The organism is Pseudomonas sp. ADAK2, from assembly GCF_012935755.1.
In the GTDB taxonomy this organism is placed as follows: domain Bacteria; phylum Pseudomonadota; class Gammaproteobacteria; order Pseudomonadales; family Pseudomonadaceae; genus Aquipseudomonas.
The window spans coordinates 451,626-471,246 of record NZ_CP052862.1 but is presented as its reverse complement, the minus strand read 5'-3'; the positions used below and the strand labels follow the sequence as shown (position 1 = coordinate 471,246).

14 protein-coding genes are annotated in these 19,621 nt (G+C 60.2%); 8 read left to right on the top strand and 6 right to left on the bottom strand.

Going from position 1 to position 19,621, the window contains the following annotated elements:
* Window positions 1–261: 261 nt before the first annotated feature.
* The 3 genes from HKK52_RS02225 to HKK52_RS02215 form a co-directional block, all read right to left on the bottom strand.
* Window positions 262–1,227: a Gfo/Idh/MocA family protein gene (locus tag HKK52_RS02225; protein ID WP_169369136.1), complete on the bottom strand. Its 966-nt coding sequence runs from the start codon at window positions 1,225–1,227 to the stop codon at window positions 262–264.
* An 18-nt stretch (window positions 1,228–1,245) separates the two neighbouring features.
* On the bottom strand, window positions 1,246–2,133 hold the full coding sequence (locus HKK52_RS02220) for a Dyp-type peroxidase (protein WP_169369135.1): 888 nt from the start codon (window positions 2,131–2,133) through the stop codon (window positions 1,246–1,248).
* 112 nt (window positions 2,134–2,245) lie between these two features.
* Complete coding sequence (locus tag HKK52_RS02215) at window positions 2,246–3,274, bottom strand: AraC family transcriptional regulator (RefSeq protein WP_169369134.1); 1,029 nt, start codon at window positions 3,272–3,274, stop codon at window positions 2,246–2,248.
* A 206-nt stretch (window positions 3,275–3,480) separates the two neighbouring features.
* Here HKK52_RS02215 and HKK52_RS02210 point away from each other — a divergent pair, with 206 nt between their 5' ends.
* From HKK52_RS02210 to HKK52_RS02195, 4 genes are all read left to right on the top strand, one after another.
* Window positions 3,481–4,431 carry a SphA family protein gene (locus HKK52_RS02210; protein ID WP_169369133.1) on the top strand — a complete coding sequence of 317 codons (951 nt, stop codon included), beginning with the start codon at window positions 3,481–3,483 and terminating at the stop codon, window positions 4,429–4,431.
* Window positions 4,432–4,695: 264 nt separating this feature from the next.
* A complete protein-coding gene (locus tag HKK52_RS02205) occupies window positions 4,696–8,445 on the top strand; it encodes an Ig-like domain-containing protein (RefSeq protein WP_169369132.1) in 3,750 nt (1,249 codons plus the stop codon).
* Between the two features lie 406 nt (window positions 8,446–8,851).
* Entirely contained in the window at window positions 8,852–9,136 is a 285-nt protein-coding gene (locus tag HKK52_RS02200; protein WP_169369131.1) for a DUF3077 domain-containing protein, read from the top strand.
* Window positions 9,133–9,399, top strand: coding sequence for a short-chain dehydrogenase (locus HKK52_RS02195; protein ID WP_169369130.1), 267 nt, complete (start codon window positions 9,133–9,135; stop codon window positions 9,397–9,399). Before HKK52_RS02200 ends, HKK52_RS02195 begins: the two co-directional genes overlap by 4 nt.
* 162 nt (window positions 9,400–9,561) lie before the next feature.
* Here the strand turns inward: HKK52_RS02195 and HKK52_RS02190 are convergent, their stop codons facing one another.
* Window positions 9,562–10,041 (bottom strand): YbjN domain-containing protein, encoded by a 480-nt coding sequence (locus tag HKK52_RS02190; protein ID WP_169369129.1) that lies wholly within the window; start codon window positions 10,039–10,041, stop codon window positions 9,562–9,564.
* Between the two features lie 140 nt (window positions 10,042–10,181).
* On the bottom strand, window positions 10,182–10,622 hold the full coding sequence (locus tag HKK52_RS02185; RefSeq protein ID WP_169369128.1) for a carboxymuconolactone decarboxylase family protein: 441 nt from the start codon (window positions 10,620–10,622) through the stop codon (window positions 10,182–10,184).
* Between the two features lie 208 nt (window positions 10,623–10,830).
* Between HKK52_RS02185 and pdxR the strand changes: the two genes are divergently transcribed.
* The 4 genes from pdxR to HKK52_RS02165 all read left to right on the top strand — a co-directional run bounded on the left by pdxR (window position 10,831) and on the right by HKK52_RS02165 (window position 14,250).
* Window positions 10,831–12,264: a MocR-like pyridoxine biosynthesis transcription factor PdxR gene (pdxR, locus tag HKK52_RS02180; protein ID WP_169369127.1), complete on the top strand. Its 1,434-nt coding sequence runs from the start codon at window positions 10,831–10,833 to the stop codon at window positions 12,262–12,264.
* A gap of 122 nt (window positions 12,265–12,386) precedes the next feature.
* Complete coding sequence (locus HKK52_RS02175; protein ID WP_149658250.1) at window positions 12,387–12,680, top strand: antibiotic biosynthesis monooxygenase family protein; 294 nt, start codon at window positions 12,387–12,389, stop codon at window positions 12,678–12,680.
* 240 nt (window positions 12,681–12,920) lie between these two features.
* Window positions 12,921–13,319, top strand: coding sequence for a cupin domain-containing protein (locus HKK52_RS02170; RefSeq protein ID WP_169369126.1), 399 nt, complete (start codon window positions 12,921–12,923; stop codon window positions 13,317–13,319).
* A 220-nt stretch (window positions 13,320–13,539) separates the two neighbouring features.
* The gene (locus HKK52_RS02165) at window positions 13,540–14,250 is read left to right on the top strand and encodes an ATPase (RefSeq protein WP_169369125.1); all 711 of its coding nucleotides are present in this window, start codon (window positions 13,540–13,542) and stop codon (window positions 14,248–14,250) included.
* A 191-nt stretch (window positions 14,251–14,441) separates the two neighbouring features.
* Here the strand turns inward: HKK52_RS02165 and HKK52_RS02160 are convergent, their stop codons facing one another.
* The gene (locus HKK52_RS02160) at window positions 14,442–19,340 is read right to left on the bottom strand and encodes an NAD-glutamate dehydrogenase (RefSeq protein ID WP_169369124.1); all 4,899 of its coding nucleotides are present in this window, start codon (window positions 19,338–19,340) and stop codon (window positions 14,442–14,444) included.
* Window positions 19,341–19,621 lie beyond the last annotated feature (281 nt).

The following is a 19,621-nucleotide window of genomic DNA, read 5'->3' as shown; positions in this document are numbered from 1 at the left end:
ACGTGATCTTAGAGAACCGATGCGAGGGTTGAGAAATACTGTTTGAGCATAAGGATAGATTCGCGGCACGAACGCGAACCGACGTAGCAGCTGTCGAGCACCGCGAGGCAGCGTTCGGCCACCGCGGTGTTTCAGACAGACCGCGGCGCTGGGTTTGCGACGGCTTCGCCGCCGAACGCTGCCGAAAGCCGCCGAAAGCCGCCGAACGCTGCCTCGCGGTGCTCGACAGCTGCTACAGCGCTACAGCGCTACAAGACCGTGTTAGCGCTTGAGGATCTGGTCCATCACCCAATCGGTCTTCAGCGCCTCTTCGGCCACCGCCGGGTACCGTGCCTCACCACGGATATGCGCATTCATGCCCAATACGTGATGCCACTGGATGTGTTCGGGATGGTCGATGTGCAGGCTGAGGGTTTCGTCGGCTTCAAGCACCACAGGATGCTCATCAAACACCGCAAAACTGATCCGGCCCTGGCTGCCGATCACCTCCACCCGATCCTCACGCCGGTCCGCGACAAAATTCCAGCAACCCATGCCCAAGGCTCCGGAGGCAAAGCGCCAACTGGCGCTGACCGCGTCTTCCGCCGCATACAACCCGGCCTGTTGCGCGGTAAACCCGGCGACGTCGACGATGTCACCCAGCAGGTACTGGAACAGGTCGAAACCATGGCTGGCCAGGTCGGCAAAGTAGCCGCCGCCGGCAATCACCGGGTCGGTGCGCCAGTTGTCCGTGCCGCCCAGATCCGCCGGTGTCGGTGCCTTGGTCAGGGTCCAGGTCAGGTGCCGGACCTCGCCGATCCGCCCCTCCTCCAGCCATTGCCGCACTTGCTGGAAGCGCGGCAACGAACGTCGGTAGTAAGAAACGAACAGGTGCAAACCGGCATCGGCAAAGACCTTTTGCATCTCACGGCTTTGCCCGGCATTCAGCGACATCGGTTTTTCGACGCAGCAATGTTTGCCGGCGGCTGCCACCATCAAGGCATAAGCGCGGTGACTGTCGGGTGGCGTGGCGATGTACACCGCGTCCACTTCCGGATCGTTGATCAGCGATTGGGCGTCGGTGTAGACCCGAGCGATGCCGTGGCGCGCGGCGTAGTCGGTCACCGCCTCCTGCCGTCGCCCCATCACCGCCACCAGCGCCGAACCGGGTGCCTTGTAGAAGGCCGGCCCGCTCTTGCGTTCGGTGACATCCCCACAACCAATCATGCCCCAGCGCACCACGTTCATACTCACTCCTTGATGGGTTTAGCCCATGCGCAAAGCGCGCAAGTCCAGGTGACCGTCCTTCAGTGGCGGACACCAGTAATAGCCGCCGGTGATCGGGCGGCTGATGCGATACAGACCGTCGGTGATGCCGTCTTCCAGACCGCTCATGCGCCGCAGTTGGGCTTCGAACGCGTCGAGGGAGAAGCCGAACGCGAGGAACATCAGACCGGCGCGATCGCCTTCGATCCACGGCATCGAGCGGCGCACCACGAAGGCTTCGGGGGCGAAGCTTTCCTGGGCGGTGCGTTTGACGTGGGCGGAGATCGGCGCGTCGTCGAGTTCTTCGTTGTCGCTCAGGCGACGGCCCATGATGTTGTCCGTCTCGTGGGACGGCATGGCGCGGAAGCCTTTCAGGTCGTGCTGCCACTGTTGGATCGCGGCGAAGCTGCCGCCGACTGTGCCATCGGCGCCGTTGCTCACCAGCGCGGCGGCCACGGCGGCTTCGTCGTGGGGGTTTTCAGTGCCGTCTTCGTAGCCGGTCAGGTCGTGGCCGGTGAGGTGGCGGAAGGTTTCGTTCATCTGCACCAGGCGAAACGCCGGGGCCAGCGCAGCTTCGATGGCGGTGCTGCGATTGAGCAATTCACCGCGGTCGACGCCGTGCAGCCAGCACCACAGCGCATGTTGGGTCGATGGGTTATCGACGCCGACGCCGGTCATGGCCGGGAATGCGCGCAGGCCTTCGATCTGACCGTGCAGGGCTTTGACCAGGGATTCACCGAAACCGACCACCGCCGACTGGCCGTCCACCAGTTGCATCAATTTGTCGAGCGCGGCCGGCAGCGCGGCGGCGGACTCGAGGGCGAAGAACATATGACGGGCTTGAGGCGGAACAGGGGTGGCGAGAATGCCCGGCTGGTAGTAACTCATATGAACTCCTTGGGAAAGAAGCACGGAGTTTAACCGTTGCGGGGGTATGAAGGGCAAGGAAACTGCCACGGCTGGACACTGCCCGCTCCCACAGGGATTGGCGGCGCTCGCTCTATGAACTGATCCGAAACGCCGTCGGGCTCATCCCGGTCCAGCGCTTGAACGCCCGGCGAAAACTGCGCACGTCGCTGTAGCCGACTTCTTCGGTGATTCGCTCAATGGACATTTCAGGATTGGCCAACAGACTCAAGGTCCTGGCCTGGCGCACCTGCTCCAGCAACGTCTCAAACGTCAGCGCATGTTCAGTCAAGCGCCGACGCAACGTGCGGCTGCTCATGTTCAAGTCAGCGGCGATCTTTTCGATATGGCTGCCCCGAGTCAGATCCCGGGCAATCGCCCGCTCCACCGCTTGAATCAGATCAATCTTCTGATGCACCTGCGCCGCTTCCAGCTCCAGCAACTTGAGCGCCTGACGCAACGCCAGCGAATGATGATTGGGCAGCCGCACATCCAGCCAATGCGCAGCAATCACCATACGGTTTTGCAGGCAACCGAATCGCACATCCGGCCCCAGTAAGCGCTGATACTCCGCAAGGTAATCCGGCGCCGCGTGGACAAACTCCACCGCCATCGGCTTGAAATCGGCCCCCACCAACGCCCGTCCATACACCAGCAAACTGGCGAAAAACTCCTCCACCGCAAACAACTGCACGTCGGCAAACGGCAGGCGACATTCGATGTCGACAAACACCCGGTCTCCCGCCTCTTCCACGCTCGACACCACGATGCCGCCAGAGGTGTGCTGGTGCCGAATACCGAGTTCAAACGCATCGCGCAAGGTCTTGCACAGCGACAGCACATGCCCGAGCAAACCCAGGGTGCCGAGCACGTTCTGCGCGCCAACCCACAAACCCAGCCCGCGATCGGGCAGCACTTTGAGCGCGCGCTGGATCATCGCCACGGCTTGTCGATAGGAAATGCGCTGCGCCGGGTCCTGGAGGTCTTCCAGGGTAAAGCCCAAACCTCGACAAAGACTTTCGGGATTAACCCCATTGAGCTCGGCGACTTCGGCCAGGGTTTGCAGCAGGAATGGCGAGACGAGCGCCAGTTCGTAAGTAGGATCGACGACTTTCATTTGCATGGGGCAAGACATCCCGGATCAGGCTTCAATTCTTATTTTTGTTACCGGTTATGTCGAAAGAACTTAGCACAGGGTTTTGCGGCTGTCCGCAGAAGTCCCCCTATGTGGCCGCCAATACCCTGCCCGGCCAGGCCTGAAGCGCTTATTTCTATGCAACGGCCCGCGCGGCCGGCGGTGCGTCCCTAACAATAATAATGAGTACACCCATGAACCCGACCCGCACGACATTCTGCTTGCGCCTGACCGTCAGCCTGGCCGGCGTGTTTGCCCTTCATTTGCCGGCCCTGGCCACCGAGGCTGGCGTCGACAATATCGGCACCGGCACCGATGGCTTCTTCATGCTGCCGCTGGAGGTCGACAGCCTTCCGGACAACATGGTGGCCTTCAACGTCTACTACAACCATTACAAGTCCCGGAAGCTGAACATCAGCTCCCTCGGCGGCAAAGTATCGAATGTCGAAATCGAATCCACCGCCGTGATCCCGCGCCTGGATTATCTGAGCCCGTTGCACATTTTTGGCGGACGGTTGGCCGGTTACATCGCCCAGCCCTGGCTCAAGCAGGAAGTCTCGGTGTTCGGCTTGCAGGACACCCGTGAAGGCATGGGCGACACCACCATCGCACCGATCATTCTTTGGGACATGGGCAAAAACCTGACCCTCGGCGCCGCCGTGGAAATCACCGTGCCGACCGGCGAATACAGCACCGATCGCCTGGCCAACACCAGCAACAACTTCTACACCTACAAACCGCTGTTCTCCTTCACCTGGCTGCCAACGGAGCGAACCGAGGTGTCGATGAAGACCACCTACAGCTTCAACGAGAAGAACAAGGACACCGACTACAAGTCAGGGCAGATTTTCCACTTCGATTATTCCGCCAGCTACAAAATCACCGACAACCTGATGCTCGGCCTCAACGGCTACTACCTGAAGCAAACCACCGACGACAAACAGTTCGGCCGCACCGTGCAGTTCAACGGCGAGGACGTGAACGACGGTGTGCGCGGCCAGGTGTTCGCCATCGGCCCGGCACTGCACCTGACCTTCCTCAAATACGCCAGCGCCGAGATCCGTTGGGCCAAGGAGTTTGACGTGGAAAACCGGCCGGAAGGCGAGATGTTGTGGGCGAAGATCAGCATTCCGTATGCGTTTTGACGGATAACACCCCAATCAAACGGTGGGAGCGGGCTTGCTCGCGAAAGCGGTAAATCAGCCAACATCAATATTGAATGTGCAGGCCCCTTCGTGAGCAAGCCCGCTCCCACAAGGGATCTGCAGTGTGTGCAAAAAAAGTGATGGCTTTGGGGGTGGCGGACCATTCGTCCAAAACCACCCCACACCTGTAACTTCTGACAGTAGCCGAACCATCACCGCCCGGTATCTCATTAGCCATGCCCACACCGAACACACAGGTGCACCATGGCGATTGAACAACCGAACGCCGAGATCCTGGTCAACTATCCCCCCATGATCCCGGGCGCCACCCGTAACGTGATCCCCTACACGCCCGTGCCACCGGAGGAGGTGGTGGAGGGTGCGCCCCTGGCCCTTTTCAAACCGGTGCTCAATCAGCAAGGGGTGCTGGCCAACGCGGTGAAAGTCCTGGTCGACCCGCCCCCGCGCGACACCCCCAGCGACGACTCCATTTCCATCGAACTGCGGCTCAATGGTGTGTCCTTGGAAAACCGCCCCATTCCGGTCGCCGATCGGGACCAACGCACGGAATTCACCCTGTTCGAGTCCTCATTACTGGATGACCGCAACAATCGGCTGGAATACAAGATCCATCGCCCCAGCGGCAACGTGGCCGACTCGCGACCTCTCTGGGTGCTTTACAGCGAACAATTACCCGGCGGCAACACCGTGCCCGGCGATGACGAGCATCCTTACCTCGACATCAGCCTGCCGCCTGAACTGGGCGACCCGCCGGTGATTGGCAAGGACGACGTGGATAAAGGCGTGGCGCTGACCGTGTTCTACCCGTTCATGAAGGCCTACGACGACATCAGCGTGGAACTGCGGCGCGAGCGTTTCACTTTTACCGTTCAACCCGCACAGGTTGGCCAACCGGTGGTCATCCCCCTCACCCGCGCGATGTTCGAGCAGGCCGGGAACAGCGCGGACTTTGCGATTTCCTACACCGTGGTCGATCAGTTGAACAACCCGACGCAGAGACGTCGCTGGTCGATAACCCTCAAGGCTGATGTCGATGTCAATCGGGTGGTCCTGGACGCGCCGATCCTGCGCGAAGACCTGACCGACACAGGTGACGATGCCTCGATTGTTGATCGCGACAAACTCAACGGCGCCCCCTTGAACGTGGTGGTGGTGCCCAAAAAGCCACAATTCGAGGTTGGCGATCTTGTTGCGGGGCGCTACACCGGGACACCGTCCGGCATGGATGTCGAGTTTACCGGGCCCATCGAAACAGACGGTTTTGGCGGCTTCAAACTCTGCATCATGAGAATCCCGAATGACCAAGTGGTGCTGGACGATCAGGCGCGAGCGGCGTTTACGTTGCGCAGAAACGGCATCGACGTGGGCACTTCAAAAACAGCCACCGCCAGGGTGATTGGCAAAGGCGCCATCACCTTGAACCCGCCAACACTGGTGGCGCCGGCGACCAGCCCGATTGATGCACTGGCCTACACGAATGGCGTAACGGCGCGCGTGACGTTTGCAGCTAACCCCGGTGACAGGGCCTTACTCAAAGAAATCAATCCCGCACCAGGCGCCATGCCCTTTGCGGAACAGGACTTCATCGCAGGACGGTCCGACTTCATCCTCAGCCCGGCATTTTTGGTGGCGCGACAGGGCAAGGATATTGAGCTGACCTGGACGTTGATTCGTGGAGGAATGCCGGTCGGGGAGTCGTTGCCGTTGGGGTTGCGGGTGAACCCGATGGCCGATGGCGATACTCGGCTGCCAACGCCGACGATTACCGCCGTGACCGATGGCGTTACGCTGGATTTGACCCGTTTCAGCGGCAACACCAACGTTCTGGTTGACGCTTGGCGGGGGATCGCTATTAACCAACCGATCTGGATGCAGGGCGATGGCACAACTGTCAGTGGCGACCCGGTGACGTTGCCGATCCATCGGGGGGTCCCCATCACCTCCACTGGCAGCCAGGGTGGCGTCGTGACCCGGGCCTTTCTGGACCAACTAGCCGATGGTTCGACAATCAAAGTGATTGTGGCGGTCAATGTTGATGGCTTCCCGAATGAAGCAACGTCGGTGAAGTTTCCGGCCCGGACTTATACGGTCAAGGCCGTTGCGCTGGCCACCCCCGCCATCACCTCGGTCAAAGGCTCGCCCAGCGGGGTCGAGATCCCCCACGGCAAGGAGACCACCGAAACCAGCCTGACGCTGACCGGCACGGCCAGCGCGGGTCAGACGGTGCAGCTCTACAATGGCGGCAGTCCCATTGGCGGCGTCATCACGGTTGGCGCCGATAGAAACTGGACGATCACGCTCACAGGTTTGAGCGTGGCGACCTACAGCATTGTGGCGCGAGGACTGTACGGTACGCAGCCCCAGTCTCCAGCAAGGTCAGTGATCGTCACCGCCATCGTCACCCCGGCCATCACCTCGATCAAAGGCTCGCCCAGCGGGGTCGAGATTCCCCACGGCAAGGAGACCACCGAAACCAGCCTCACGCTGACCGGCACGGCCAGCGCGGGTCAGACGGTGCAGCTCTACAATGGCGGCAGTCCCATCGGCGGCATCATCACGGTCGGCGCCGATAGAAGCTGGACGATCACGCTCACCGGTTTGAGCGTGGCTACCTACAGCATTGTGGCGCGAGGACTGTACGGTACGCAGCCCCAGTCTCCAGCAAGGTCAGTGATCGTCACCGCCATCGTCACCCCGACCATCACCTCGGTCAAAGGCTCGCCCAGCGGGGTCGAGATTCCCCACGGCAAGGAGACCACCGAAACCAGCCTCACGCTGACCGGCACGGCCAGCGCGGGTCAGACGGTGCAGCTCTACAATGGCGGCAGTCCCATTGGCGGCGTCATCACGGTTGGCGCGGATAGAAACTGGACGATCACGCTCACAGGTTTGAGCGTGGCTACCTACAGCATTGTGGCGCGAGGACTGTACGGCACGCAGCCCCAGTCGCCGGCACGGTCAGTGATCGTCACCGCCATCGTCACCCCGACCATCACCTCGGTCAAAGGCTCGCCCAGCGGGGTCGAGATTCCCCACGGCAAGGAGACCACCGAAACCAGCCTGACGCTGACCGGCACGGCCAGCGCGGGTCAGAAGGTGCAGCTCTACAATGGCGGCAGTCCCATTGGCGGCGTCATCACGGTTGGCGCGGATAGAAACTGGACGATCACGCTCACAGGTTTGAGCGTGGCTACCTACAGCATTGTGGCGCGAGGACTGTACGGCACGCAGCCCCAGTCGCCAGCAAGGTCAGTGATCGTCACCGCCATCGTCACCCCGGCCATCACCTCGATCAAAGGCTCGCCCAGCGGGGTCGAAATTCCCCACGGCAAGGAGACCACCGAAACCAGCCTCACGCTGACCGGCACGGCCAGCGCGGGTCAGACGGTGCAGCTCTACAATGGCAGCAGTCCCATTGGCGGCATTATCACGGTCGGCGCCGATAGGAGCTGGATCATCATACTCACCAACTTGGTCGTGGCCACTTACAGTTTTGTGGCCAGAGGGTTGTACGGTACGCAGCCCCAGTCGCCGGCGCGGACGCTGACCGTCATACGCCCAGTTTTAAGTGAAAACTTTGATAGCGTGCCTTCACAGTCAATTTCAACGGTAAAAATTGAGTTGCCCTCCATGACACTCTTTGCTGTCAGTGCTGACAGATGGGGGTATTTAGGGGAACCTATTTTTGGTCCTACACCTGGAAAACTTGAGAACAACTGCGTGATTCTTAGATATCACTCGATCGTGATTCGACTGGAGTTAAAATCAACTTATGTGGAAGTTGGATTTTGGTATCGCGCCCTTGAGTCCGCAAACCGCCCTTCAATATCGTTTTACGATGATAAGGGTATTTTTATAACGTCAGAGTCGTTTCCTGTTAGCAATCCAGCAGGCTACTACAAATACTCTTCCGCCAAAGGCTTTAAATACATAGAACTAAAAACCGGAAACAGTGATTTTATAATGGTCGATAACTTCTCTTTCAAAATCTAATCAGTTGAAAAAAAGGGACGCGTTTATCTAACATGCCGTACGTAGCCCCCGGTAGGAGCTGCCGAAGGCTGCGCCTACGAGGTCGGGGTCAGGTCCGGAAGATGCCTACAGGCAAAGCAGCTGTTTCGGGCGTTGCGTTGGTTGACTGCCCTGCCCTCACTCCCTATCCTCACGCCCGTCACGACTCATTCGTGATCGGGTTTGACGGCCTGGTAATTCCAAGCGCGCATAGTTCTCCAACTTGCTCGTGCACTCGTGCCCGACGCAAATTTCAATGGTGACTGTGTGCGGGGCACTTTCGAGTGCGCCGGGTACTTGGACCGGTCCGTCAACCTGCACACAGTTGCCACCCTATTCGTTTGACGGCGATGAAGTGGCAGCTCTCTGACTACCAAGGAGCTACACCATGACCAACGCAACCACAAAAACCACCCCCTTCTCCCCCTGCGACCACGTCGACCACCACCTCTTCGCCGTACAACCCGACATTCCCCTGCTCGACGCCCTGGAACACGCCTCGGTCTTTCTCAGCTGCGCGGAAGCCCTCGCCCAGCAAGCCCCCAACGCCACCGTTGCGGAACACACGGTGACCTTACGCTGGGCCAGCAAGCACATGCTCGGCACTGCCCGTTCACTCGTTCAAGCCTCGATTGACGGCATGCACGCCGCGCAAGCAGGAGGTGAGGCATGAATGCGCATATGCCGATGACCAGCAATGAAGGCGACATTCCGGTGTTGATGGTCGCCACCCAGTCGCCATTGGAGGTGTTGCACGGCTGCGCGGCCAGTCGTTTCCTGACGGTGACGCAGATGATGGAAAGCCTGGCCAGCCTGGATATCACCCAGGCCAAGGGCGCCGATGTGCAGCAACTGGCGCAGGCGGCGGCGATGTTGTTGCGTGATGGCTGTGATGTGATGGATGTGTTGGGGCGGCAGATTCGCGCGCGGGTTTAAGCGCCGAATTTGATGTTGGCTGAAAGGATGCCTTCGCGGGCAAGCCTTGCTCCTACAGGGGATCGGTGGTGCACATGGATTTTATGTACGACAACAAACCCTTGTAGGAGCGAGGCTCGCCCGCGAAGACGGCCTCACATGCAGCGATGACGTTGACCGTTACTACAGCGCCGGCACCTCGTCCGCCACCGCCTCGGCGGTTTGCGCCTGGGCTTGCAGGTTCGCGGCGTTCTGGCTGTATTCACGCAGGTAAACGATGAATTCCTGAAGCAGGCGATCCCACAATTCGAGGTTGCCCTTGAGGTGATCGGCGCTGACACCGGCGGTCACCACCACGTCCATTTCCATCACCAGGAACTCGCCCTGCACCGACAACCGGGCAAAGCGGCGCGAGGCGTTCCACAGTTCCGCGAGGCCGGCTGGCAACTCGCCCTGCACGCGCAAGGCGCAACTGAAAGTGAAGTCCACGTAGCTGCCCTGCTCCGTCGCCGGGTTGCCGAAGCGCACGGCGTAGCCGATGCCCTGGCTGGCACTGAGCAGTTGCACGATGCCGTTCTGTTCGGTCTGGTTGACCCGGTAACCGGCGGCTTGCAGCACGTCTGTCAGGGATTGCGGCGATACGAGGCTAATCAATTGCGTCATGGGTTCATCCTTGGTTGAGCGAGCGAGCGTCGCCTGGGCGCTTTCTTGGCTGAACAGTGCCGCGCGGGTGGGGCACGTTCAGCCCATTGCGCTTGGAGCTTAGACCGTTCTGCTTCTTTAGCACGGGCCCATCGCCCGCATCAGTCGCTGGGGGTCTGGCGGAAACTCACTGCCAGCCGATTCCAGCTATTGATCGTGGTCACGGCGAGGGTCAAATCCACCAGTTCACCTTCACTGAACTGCTCTCGCGCCAACGCATAGACATCGTCCGGCACGTGACTTTCAGCGAGCAGCGTCACCGCTTCCGTCCAGGCGAAAGCCGCGCGCTCCCGAAGGTTGAAGAAGTTGCTGTCGCGCCAGACCACGATTGAATACAGGCGTCGATCCGTCTCACCCAAACGCCGGGCGTCCACCGAGTGCATGTCGGTGCAGAACGCGCAGCCATTGAGTTGCGAGGCGCGGATTTTGATCAGGTGCAGCAAGGTCGGCTCGATGCTCAGGTTGCCGGTCAGCGCCTCCATGGCAATCATCGCTTTCATCGCTTTGGGCGACGCGCTGTAGTAGTCCAGGCGGGGATTCATGGCGGGACCTCGAAGCGCAGAAAATGGGTGCTTCCACGTTAGGCGCTGCTGCAGCCGCGTGACAGATCCAATTCCACGAAAAACCCATGGACCACCGGGCAGCAGACCAATCCGGCGCTTTTCGCCTGCGCAACTTCTACCCGGCGGCGCAATAAGGGTAATCTGGCGCGACCCACAGTCGCCCAACCGCCCCAGGAGCCCCGCCGGTATGGAACTTCACGTTGTCATCAACGGCCGCAAGGACCTGGCAGGCCAGTTGTACCAACAACTGCGCAGCGCCATCGAAACCGGGCGCCTGGCCGCCGGCACACAGCTGCCGCCCAGTCGCTTGCTGGCCGAACAGCTGGGGATTTCGCGCAAGACCATTTCCGACACTTACTCGCAACTGACCTATGAAAACTTCCTCACCGGCGTGACCGGCAAAGGCACCTACGTCAACGCGCGGCCGGCGAAAATCCAGCGCAAGCAAAGCCACTCGGAGCTGGCCAGCAGCGAGGTCATCGAGGCCTGGCGCAACTTGCCGGTGTTCCTGCGCCACCCGACCCTGGAAGGTTCGCTGCGCTACGACTTTATCGGCGGCGCCACCAGCAAGGGCCAGTTTCCCCAGGACGACTGGCGACGCTGCACCTCCCACGCGTTGCGGCAGATGGCCGGATCGAAAGGCTTTTACAGCCTGCCCGAAGGTCTGCCGGCGCTGCGTAACGCGATTGCCCGGCACATCGCGTTTTCCCGCGGGGTCAATTGCCAGGACGAAGACGTGGTGGTGTGCAACGGCGCCCAACAAGCCCTGGACCTGATTGGCCGGGTGCTGATCCGGCCCGGCAGCCTGGTGGCGATGGAAGACCCGGGCTATCCGCCTGCGCGGTTGTTGTTCGGCAGTCACGGCGCCACGGTGGTCGGGGTGCCGGTGGATGCTGAAGGCATTCAAGTGGAGCTGATCCCGGATGGCACACGGCTGATCTACGTGACGCCGTCGCACCAGTTCCCGCTCGGTATGCCCATGAGCCAGGCACGGCGTGAAGCCTTGCTGGCAAGGGCCCACGAACTGGGTGCGATCATTATCGAGGACGATTACGACAGCGAATTCCGCTACGAAGGCCGGCCCACCGATTCGCTGCAAAGCATGGACGAGCGCGGCATCGTCGCCTATGTCGGCACCTTCTCCAAAACCCTGCTGCCGGAGTTGCGACTGGGCTACACGATCCTGCCGCCAGCGATCCTCGAAGCGGTGATCCGCGCCAAGCAACTGACCGACCTGCACACCTCGACCCTGCCGCAATGGGCGCTGGCCAAGTTCATCGCCGAGGGCTGCCTGCTCAAGCACATCCGCCGTTGCCACACCATTTACGCCGGGCGCCGCGAGCGGATCCTGGCGCGCATGGCGGGCGATCTTTCGCCGTGGTTCGAGGCCGTGCCGACCGTCGCCGGGTTCCACATGGCGGTGCTGTGCAAGGTGCCGATTGACCTGGCGCTGATCATCGAGTTGGCCCGCAAGGTCGAAATCGGTCTCTATTCCATCGAAGGTTTTTTCTATCAGCGAGCACCGCGCGCCGGGCTACTCATGGGGTTTGGCGCCATCGAAACCCTGGACATCGACACCGCGCTGGACCGTCTGCGGGACATTTTGCAGCAGGTGGCCTGAGGATTGGTCTGTGGGTTTATCCGGCGATTGGCTATTGGCGGTCCCACGGTGCAGGACTATTGTGCAGGGGCGTTATCCCTCAATGAGCAGGATTCGTCCGGCCTGATTCAGGAGTGTGAGCAATGTCCAACGAAGTGATCAATACCGTACAGGTGCAGGCGGCTGCGGGCCGCTCGGAAGAACTGGGCAAGCAACTGCAAAAGATTGTCGACACCCTGCGCGAACTTCCAGGTTGCGATTCCTATATGGTCGACCGCTGCCCCGAGGACGACAACCGCTGGACCGTCAGCGCCCGCTGGCAATCGGAAGCGGCCATGCAATCGCATTTCAACTGCCCCGAAGTGCAAGGCTTTATCGGCTTGATTGATAGCCGATTGGCGAATGCCGTGGATTTCAATAGTTTTCCTATCGTCTAAAAACAACACCTCCGCCCGATGATCGTTCCCACGCTCTGCGTGGGAATGCATCATCGGACGCTCTGCGTTCGGCTTTTGATGGGACGCGGAGCGTCCCGGGCTGCATTCCCACGCTCCGCGTGGGAACGATCATGAGACCTGGATTGGTCCCCTCACCTTCTCGAAAATTGGCCGTTTTGTTACCTCGCCTTGCGGCTTACTGTGATCCCTGACGACTAACCACCCCCCAGGTGATCAACCATGAAAGCTCTGCATGTACTGGCCGCCCTGGCCCTGACCGTTTCGGCCACGGCCTTCGCCCACGACCCTTCGGAAAAGGTCACGGTGCTGCAGGATGAACTGCTGCAAAACGTGCCCGGCAAAAAAGCCATGATGATCGAGGTCGACTACAAACCCGGACAATCGTCCATCGCCCATAAACATGAAGGCACGGCCATGGCGTACGTGCTGCAAGGCCAGGTCATCTCTCAGGTCAAGGGCCAGAAAGCGATCACCTACAAGACCGGCCAGTTCTGGTATGAGCCGGCCGGCTCCGAACATCTGGTCTCGAAAAACGCCAGTGCCACCAAACCGGCCAAGCTGCTGGTGTTCATGGTGTTGTCGCCGGACGAGAAAGTGTTGATCCCCCTGGAAAACTGATCGCTGTTGCATCAGCCATAAATAAACAGGCTCGAATGGATGATTCGGGCCTTTTTATTACCGGGCGCAATTAGATCAAGACGCTTACAGCAAACAAAACTATGGATCAGGTCGATAAGTGTATTTATGGACGGTTTCATTCAGTGAAGACGGGTTTAGTCTGAGTCCATCGCCGGCATTACCGGTCACTCAACTTCCGTTGTTTCACTGGAGAAACACCATGAAACTTACACTTATCGGCACATTGACTATCGCCGCACTACTAACCGGCTGCTCGGTGCCCACCGCGCCCAAAGCCGTTTCATCGCTGGACACTTTATTGAACGCCCCGGTCGGCCGATCCAGCGCCACCCGTGTGGCCAATGGCGGCAATGTGTCTTTGGGCATCGTCTACAGCCCAAGCACCCAGGCCAACCGCGATTATTTGCGTCACTATCAGGCCAACGCCGGCACCGGTTTCGGCCAGAGCTTGCTGGTGCAACCGATCCACGATGCCTACGTAGCCACGTCCAACCCGGACTTTGCCGTGGATGGGGTCAAGGCGTCGTTGCAGCGCCAGTTCGGCTCGGTGACGGTCTATCCGGACATGCAAAGCCTGCGCGCCGCCAGACCGGATGTGGTGGCCATCGTCGACACCCACAGCCAACTGATGACTTCACGCAGTTCGGATATCAAGGCTGACGTCACTGCCGATTTTTATGATGCGAAGTTCAATTACATCGGCACTGCGCAGGGGCATGACGCCAAGTCATTGAGTCCGGTCTGGGCGGACTTTAAACGCAGCGAAGAGATCGTCGCGGATATTAACCAGCAACAGGATGTGCAAGTTCGGGCGCTGCAGAAGTTTGACCAGTCGCTCAGTAATTTATTGACCAGACCGACAAGTAATGTATCGATGGTTGATAATCAAACAGGTCAGAAGTTGTATTGAGGCGGATGGCCTCTTCGCGGGCAAGCCTTGCTCCTACAGGGGTTAGTGTTGTTCGCAAATAACGTGATTACCCGTCAATTTTGTAGGAGCGAGGCTTGCCCGCGAAGAGGCCCGCCCAGACACAATAAACCCCTGAGGCATAAAAAAGCCCCCGCATCTCACGACACGGGGGCTTTTTCATTCAGCGCCTATCAGGCCGCCGGTTCCAGCTCCAGGGCAGCAGCAGCGACAGGCACGACCGCCTGACCGCTCAACGCCAGGTCCAGCAACTCACGGTTGGCCACTGCGTACATGGCGTAGTCGGTGCCGCTGGCGGCACGGATTTCCACCAGCATCGCGCGCCAGCGTCCGATCATGCCTTCGTGCTCTTCCATCCACAGCGCCAGGCGTGTTTCCACGTCCTGGGTGCCGTCGCCCTGTTGCAGGACGGAGATGGTGATCGCACGTTGCTGCCAGTCCACATCATCGCGGAACGCTTCACGGGCCAGGGCTTGCCAGTTGTTTTCAACCGGCAGTGCGCTGATCTGTTGCAGGTACCAGGTGATGTCCAGGGCGCTGCCGACGGCGAAGTAAGCCTTCGCGACGTCTGCTGCGTTCTGGCCGGTCACGTCGGCCGCTTCGATGATCGGCAGCAAGGTGTACAGGTGCGAAGTGCCAGCCACCATGCGCGCGAGCAACTCCGGCACACCGGCTTCAACGTACGCCTCATAGCGCGACTGCCAGTTTTCGTGGATCTCGCCACTCAGCAGTTCGTCGAGCTTGAGACCCAGCTCCTTCAGGTGCGGACCGAAGTGCGCAACGTCACGGGCAGCGTTCTGCTCGTTGCGGCGGGCACGCAGGAACCAGCGCGTCGCGCGGCGGCCCAGGCGCATCAGCTCGTCCATCAGCTCCAGTTGCACGTCGGCGGAGACCTGGTAATCCAGGGCTTCAATCTGACGGAACCAGTGCGGGAGATGGAAAATGTCGCGCACGATCACATAAGCGCCGGCCACGTTCGCCGGGCTCATGCCGGTCGACTCTTTGAGTCGTTGAACAAAGGTGATGCCCATGTGGTTCACCAGATCGTTGGCGATCTGGGTGCTGACGATCTCGCGCTTCAGACGGTGACGGCGCATGGCGTCGGAGAACTTGCTCACCAGGCTTGGCGGGAAAGCGGTTTCCATGTCGCGGGTCAGGTAATCGTCGTCCGGCACTTGCGAGTTGAGCAGCGCTTCTTTGAGGTCAATCTTGCTGTAGGAGATCAGCACCGACAGCTCGGCACGGGTCAGGCCGTGGCCTTCCGCGAGGCGCTCGTTGATGGCCTCTTCCGACGGCAGGAACTCGATGGCGCGATCCAGCTTGCCGCGCCCTTCCAGATCGTTCATCAGGCGCTTGTATTCGGCAATCCGCACGTAGGCACGGCGGGCCGCCAGGGACAGTGCCTGAGTCTGCTTGTAGTTGTTGCCCAGCACCAGGTTGCCGACTTCGTCGGTCATGCTCGCCAGCAACTGGTTACGTTGCTTGTCGGTCATGTCACCGGCCTGAACCACTTCGTTCAGCAGGATCTTGATGTTGACTTCGTGGTCGGAGCAATCCACGCCACCGGCATTGTCGATGAAGTCGGTGTTGGAACCGCCGCCATTGAGGCCGAATTCGACTCGACCCAGTTGGGTCATGCCGAGGTTACCGCCCTCGCCCACGACTTTGCAGCGCAGTTCGTTGCCGTTCACGCGCAGTGCATCGTTGGCCTTGTCGCCGACATCGGCGTGGCTTTCGCTGCTGGCCTTGACGTAAGTACCGATACCGCCGTTCCACAACAGGTCTACCGGTGCCTTGAGCAAGGCGTTCAGCAGTTCGGTCGGGGTCAGCTTGTCAGCCTGAATGTCGAAGCGCTCTTTCATCTGCGGGGAAATCGCGATGCTTTTCGCGCTGCGGGAGAAGATCCCGCCGCCTTCGGACATGATGCTGGTGTCGTAATCGGTCCAGGCCGAACGCGGCAGATCGAACAGGCGCTGACGCTCGACGAAGCTGTTGGCCGGTTGCGGATTAGGGTCGATGAAGATGTGCAGGTGGTTGAAGGCTGCGACCAGTTGCAGCTTGTCGGACATCAACAAACCGTTACCGAACACGTCACCGGCCATGTCGCCGACGCCGACCACGGTGATGCTGTCTTCCTGGACATTGATGCCGCGCTCGCGGAAGTGGCGTTGTACGCCGACCCACGCGCCTTTGGCGGTGATGCCCATTTTCTTGTGGTCGTAACCGGCAGAACCACCGGAAGCAAACGCGTCACCCAGCCAGAAACCGTAGTCGATGGCGATGCCGTTAGCGATGTCGGAGAAGGTCGCAGTGCCCTTGTCCGCTGCAACGACGAGGTACGGGTCATCGTCGTCATGACGCACGACGTTGGCCGGCGGAACCAGCGCGCCGTCCTTCAGGTTGTCGGTGATGTCCAACAGGCCCGAGATGAAGATGCGGTAGCAGGCGATGCCCTCGGCCGCGATTTCGTCGCGACCGCCGCCCAGTGGCAGGCGACGCGGCAGGAAACCGCCCTTGGCGCCGACCGGCACGATGACCGAGTTCTTCACTTGCTGGGCTTTTACCAGGCCCAGCACTTCGGTGCGGTAGTCTTCTTCGCGGTCGGACCAGCGCAGACCGCCACGCGCGACGTTGCCGAAGCGCAGGTGCACGCCTTCGACGCGCGGCGAGTAGACGAAGATTTCGAACTTCGGTACTGGCTTCGGCAGCTCTGGAATCTGGTGCGGGTTGAACTTGAAGCTGAAGTAGGACTTGTTATGGCCCTGCGCATCAGTCTGGTAGAAGTTGGTGCGCAGCGTGGCCTTGATCAGGTCCAGGTAGCGACGCAGGATGCGGTCTTCGTTCAACACCTGGACGTCGTCCAGTGCGGTGACGATGGCTTGTTCCAGACGTTGCTGCTTGTCTTCCAGGTCGTCGCTGGTCAGCTTGCGCGCCAGGTAGAAACGAGTCTTGAACAACCGGGTCAACTCGCGAGCGATGTCGGTGTGGTTGTTCAGGGTGCTGGCGATGTAGCCCAGGTCGAAGCCCAGACGAATCTGCTTCATGTAACGCGCATAGGCACGCAGCAGCGCGACGTCGCGCCATGGCAGGCCGGCGGTCAGCACCAGGCGGTTGAACGCATCGTTCTCGGCATCGCCACGCACGATGTGGACGAAGGCGTCCTGCAGCGTGTCGTTGAGTTGCTGGATGTCGAGTTCCAGGCCTTCGGCAGCGGTGAACGCGAAATCGTGAATCCAGAACTCGCGGCCATTGTTGTGACGCAGGCGATACGGGAACTCACCCAACACGCGCAGGCCGAGGTTTTCCAGGATCGGCAACACGTCGGACAGCGCCAGCGGCGTATCGGCGTGGTACAGCTTGCAATGCAGCTCGCGCTGACCGGACACCTGGCCCAGCGGCTGATAGAAGCTCATCACCAGCGGATTTTTTTCGGTCAGGCTCAGCAGGTGCTGCATGTCGACCACGGCCGAATGCGCGGCGAAACGCTCGCGGTAACCGGCCGGGAAGCCTTTCGGGAAGTCAGCCAGCACGTTGGTGCCGTGGGCTTCGCCGAAGCTTTCCACCACGAGGCTGGCGTAGTCGTCCTGCCAGCTGCGGCAGGCCTGGACCACTTCTTTTTCCAGCAGGACCGGGTCGATGTCCAAACGGTTCTTCGGATCAACCCGCAGAATCAGCTGTACGCGAGCCAGTACGGACTCGGAGAAGAAGGTCCAGAACTCGCAGTCCGAGGCTTTCAGGCGATCCATCAGCACTTGCTGGATCTTCTGGCGCACTTCGGTGGAGTAGATGTCGCGCGGCACGTAGGCCAGGCAGTAGCAGAAACGGCCGTACGGGTCTTTGCGCAGGAACACGCGGATCTTGTTGCGTTCCTGGATCTGCACAATCGACATCACGGTGCTGAACAGCTCGTCCACCGGGGTCTGGAACAGATCGTCGCGGGGCAGCACTTCGACCACCTGCGCCAGTTCCTTGCCCAGGTGAGCCTTGGCCTGGAAGCCGGAACGGCGTTCGATTTCTTCGACCTTGCGGCGGATGTACGGGATAACCCGCACGCTCTCGCCATACACCGAGGAGGTGTACAGGCCCATGAAACGGCATTCCTTGATGACTTTGCCGTCGGCGTCGATTTCACGGATCGACACATAGTCCGGATACGCCGGACGGTGCACACGGCTTGGGTGCGCAGCCTTGGCGAACGACAACAGGGTCGGTTCGCGCAGGTAGTTCACGGCGTAGTCTTCGATGCGCAGGTCTTCGTAGGTCAGGCCGGTGCGCAGCAGTTTGGTCAGGCCGAGGAAGGACTGCTCGTCGTACTCGATGTGGCCGCCGTCGGCCTGGTCGCTGACCACGAATTCTTCGTAGCCCAGGAAGGTGAAGTGGTTGCCCACCAGCCATTCCAGGAAGCTTTTGATTTCGGCTTTTTCTTCTGGATCAACCTTGAACTGGCTGTTGTCCAGGCCCGTGAGGATTTCCTGGACCTTGGCTTTCATCGGCTCGAAATCGGCGACCGCAACGCGGACTTCGCCGAGAACCTGTTCCAGTTCCTTGCTCAGGACATTCAGTTCGGCCGCGTTGGCGCAACGGTCGATTTCCAGGTACATCAGCGATTCTTGCAGGATGCCTTCGCCCTGGGTGCCTTTGGGCAGGATTTCCAGCAACTCGCCCTTGCTGCCGCGACGCACGCTCAGCACAGTGGTTTGCAAGGTGTGGATGCTGTAGCCGCGACGGTTCAGCTCGGTACGCACCGAGTCCACGAGGAATGGCAGGTCGTGGTGCAGCACTTCGACCGCGGTGTGGGTCGACTGCCAGCCGTGGCGTTCGTAATCGGGGTTGTAGACGCGCACTTGCGGTTGCGCGTGATCGAAGCGCTCAAGCAGGCGCCATGCAGAAAGGGTGCAGCCGGCGAGGTCGGACAACCGACGTTGAGTCAGCTCGTCGAGGGAAATGATGCCGAAAAATTGTTCAGCAAACAGCGCCACTTGTGGCAGTGCCTGTTCACTGATGTGCTGCGCCAGTGCCGCTTGCAGTTGGTGCTGGAAGTCGGCTTTGCTGGCTGCGGTGAAGAACGCCATCTGTGGTACTCCGCTTGGGCTTGTTATTGATGGAAGCGTCGCGTGCAAAACCCCTTTCGGGGCGATCCGTCACCCTGTTCCTGATTCTCGGGCAGAGGAAACAGGGTGACAGGTGGGTGAAGCTGGACGAGACACTCAGGTCACATTCACCTTCCAAGAATGGGTATCGGCAAAAGCGACTGTACGATGAGTTGCACAATGCCTTTAGCGGTATCCATTCGATGCGCAGCTTAACGAGTGCGACAACGTGCCTGCTTGCGGTGCTGCGACATATTCGGTCA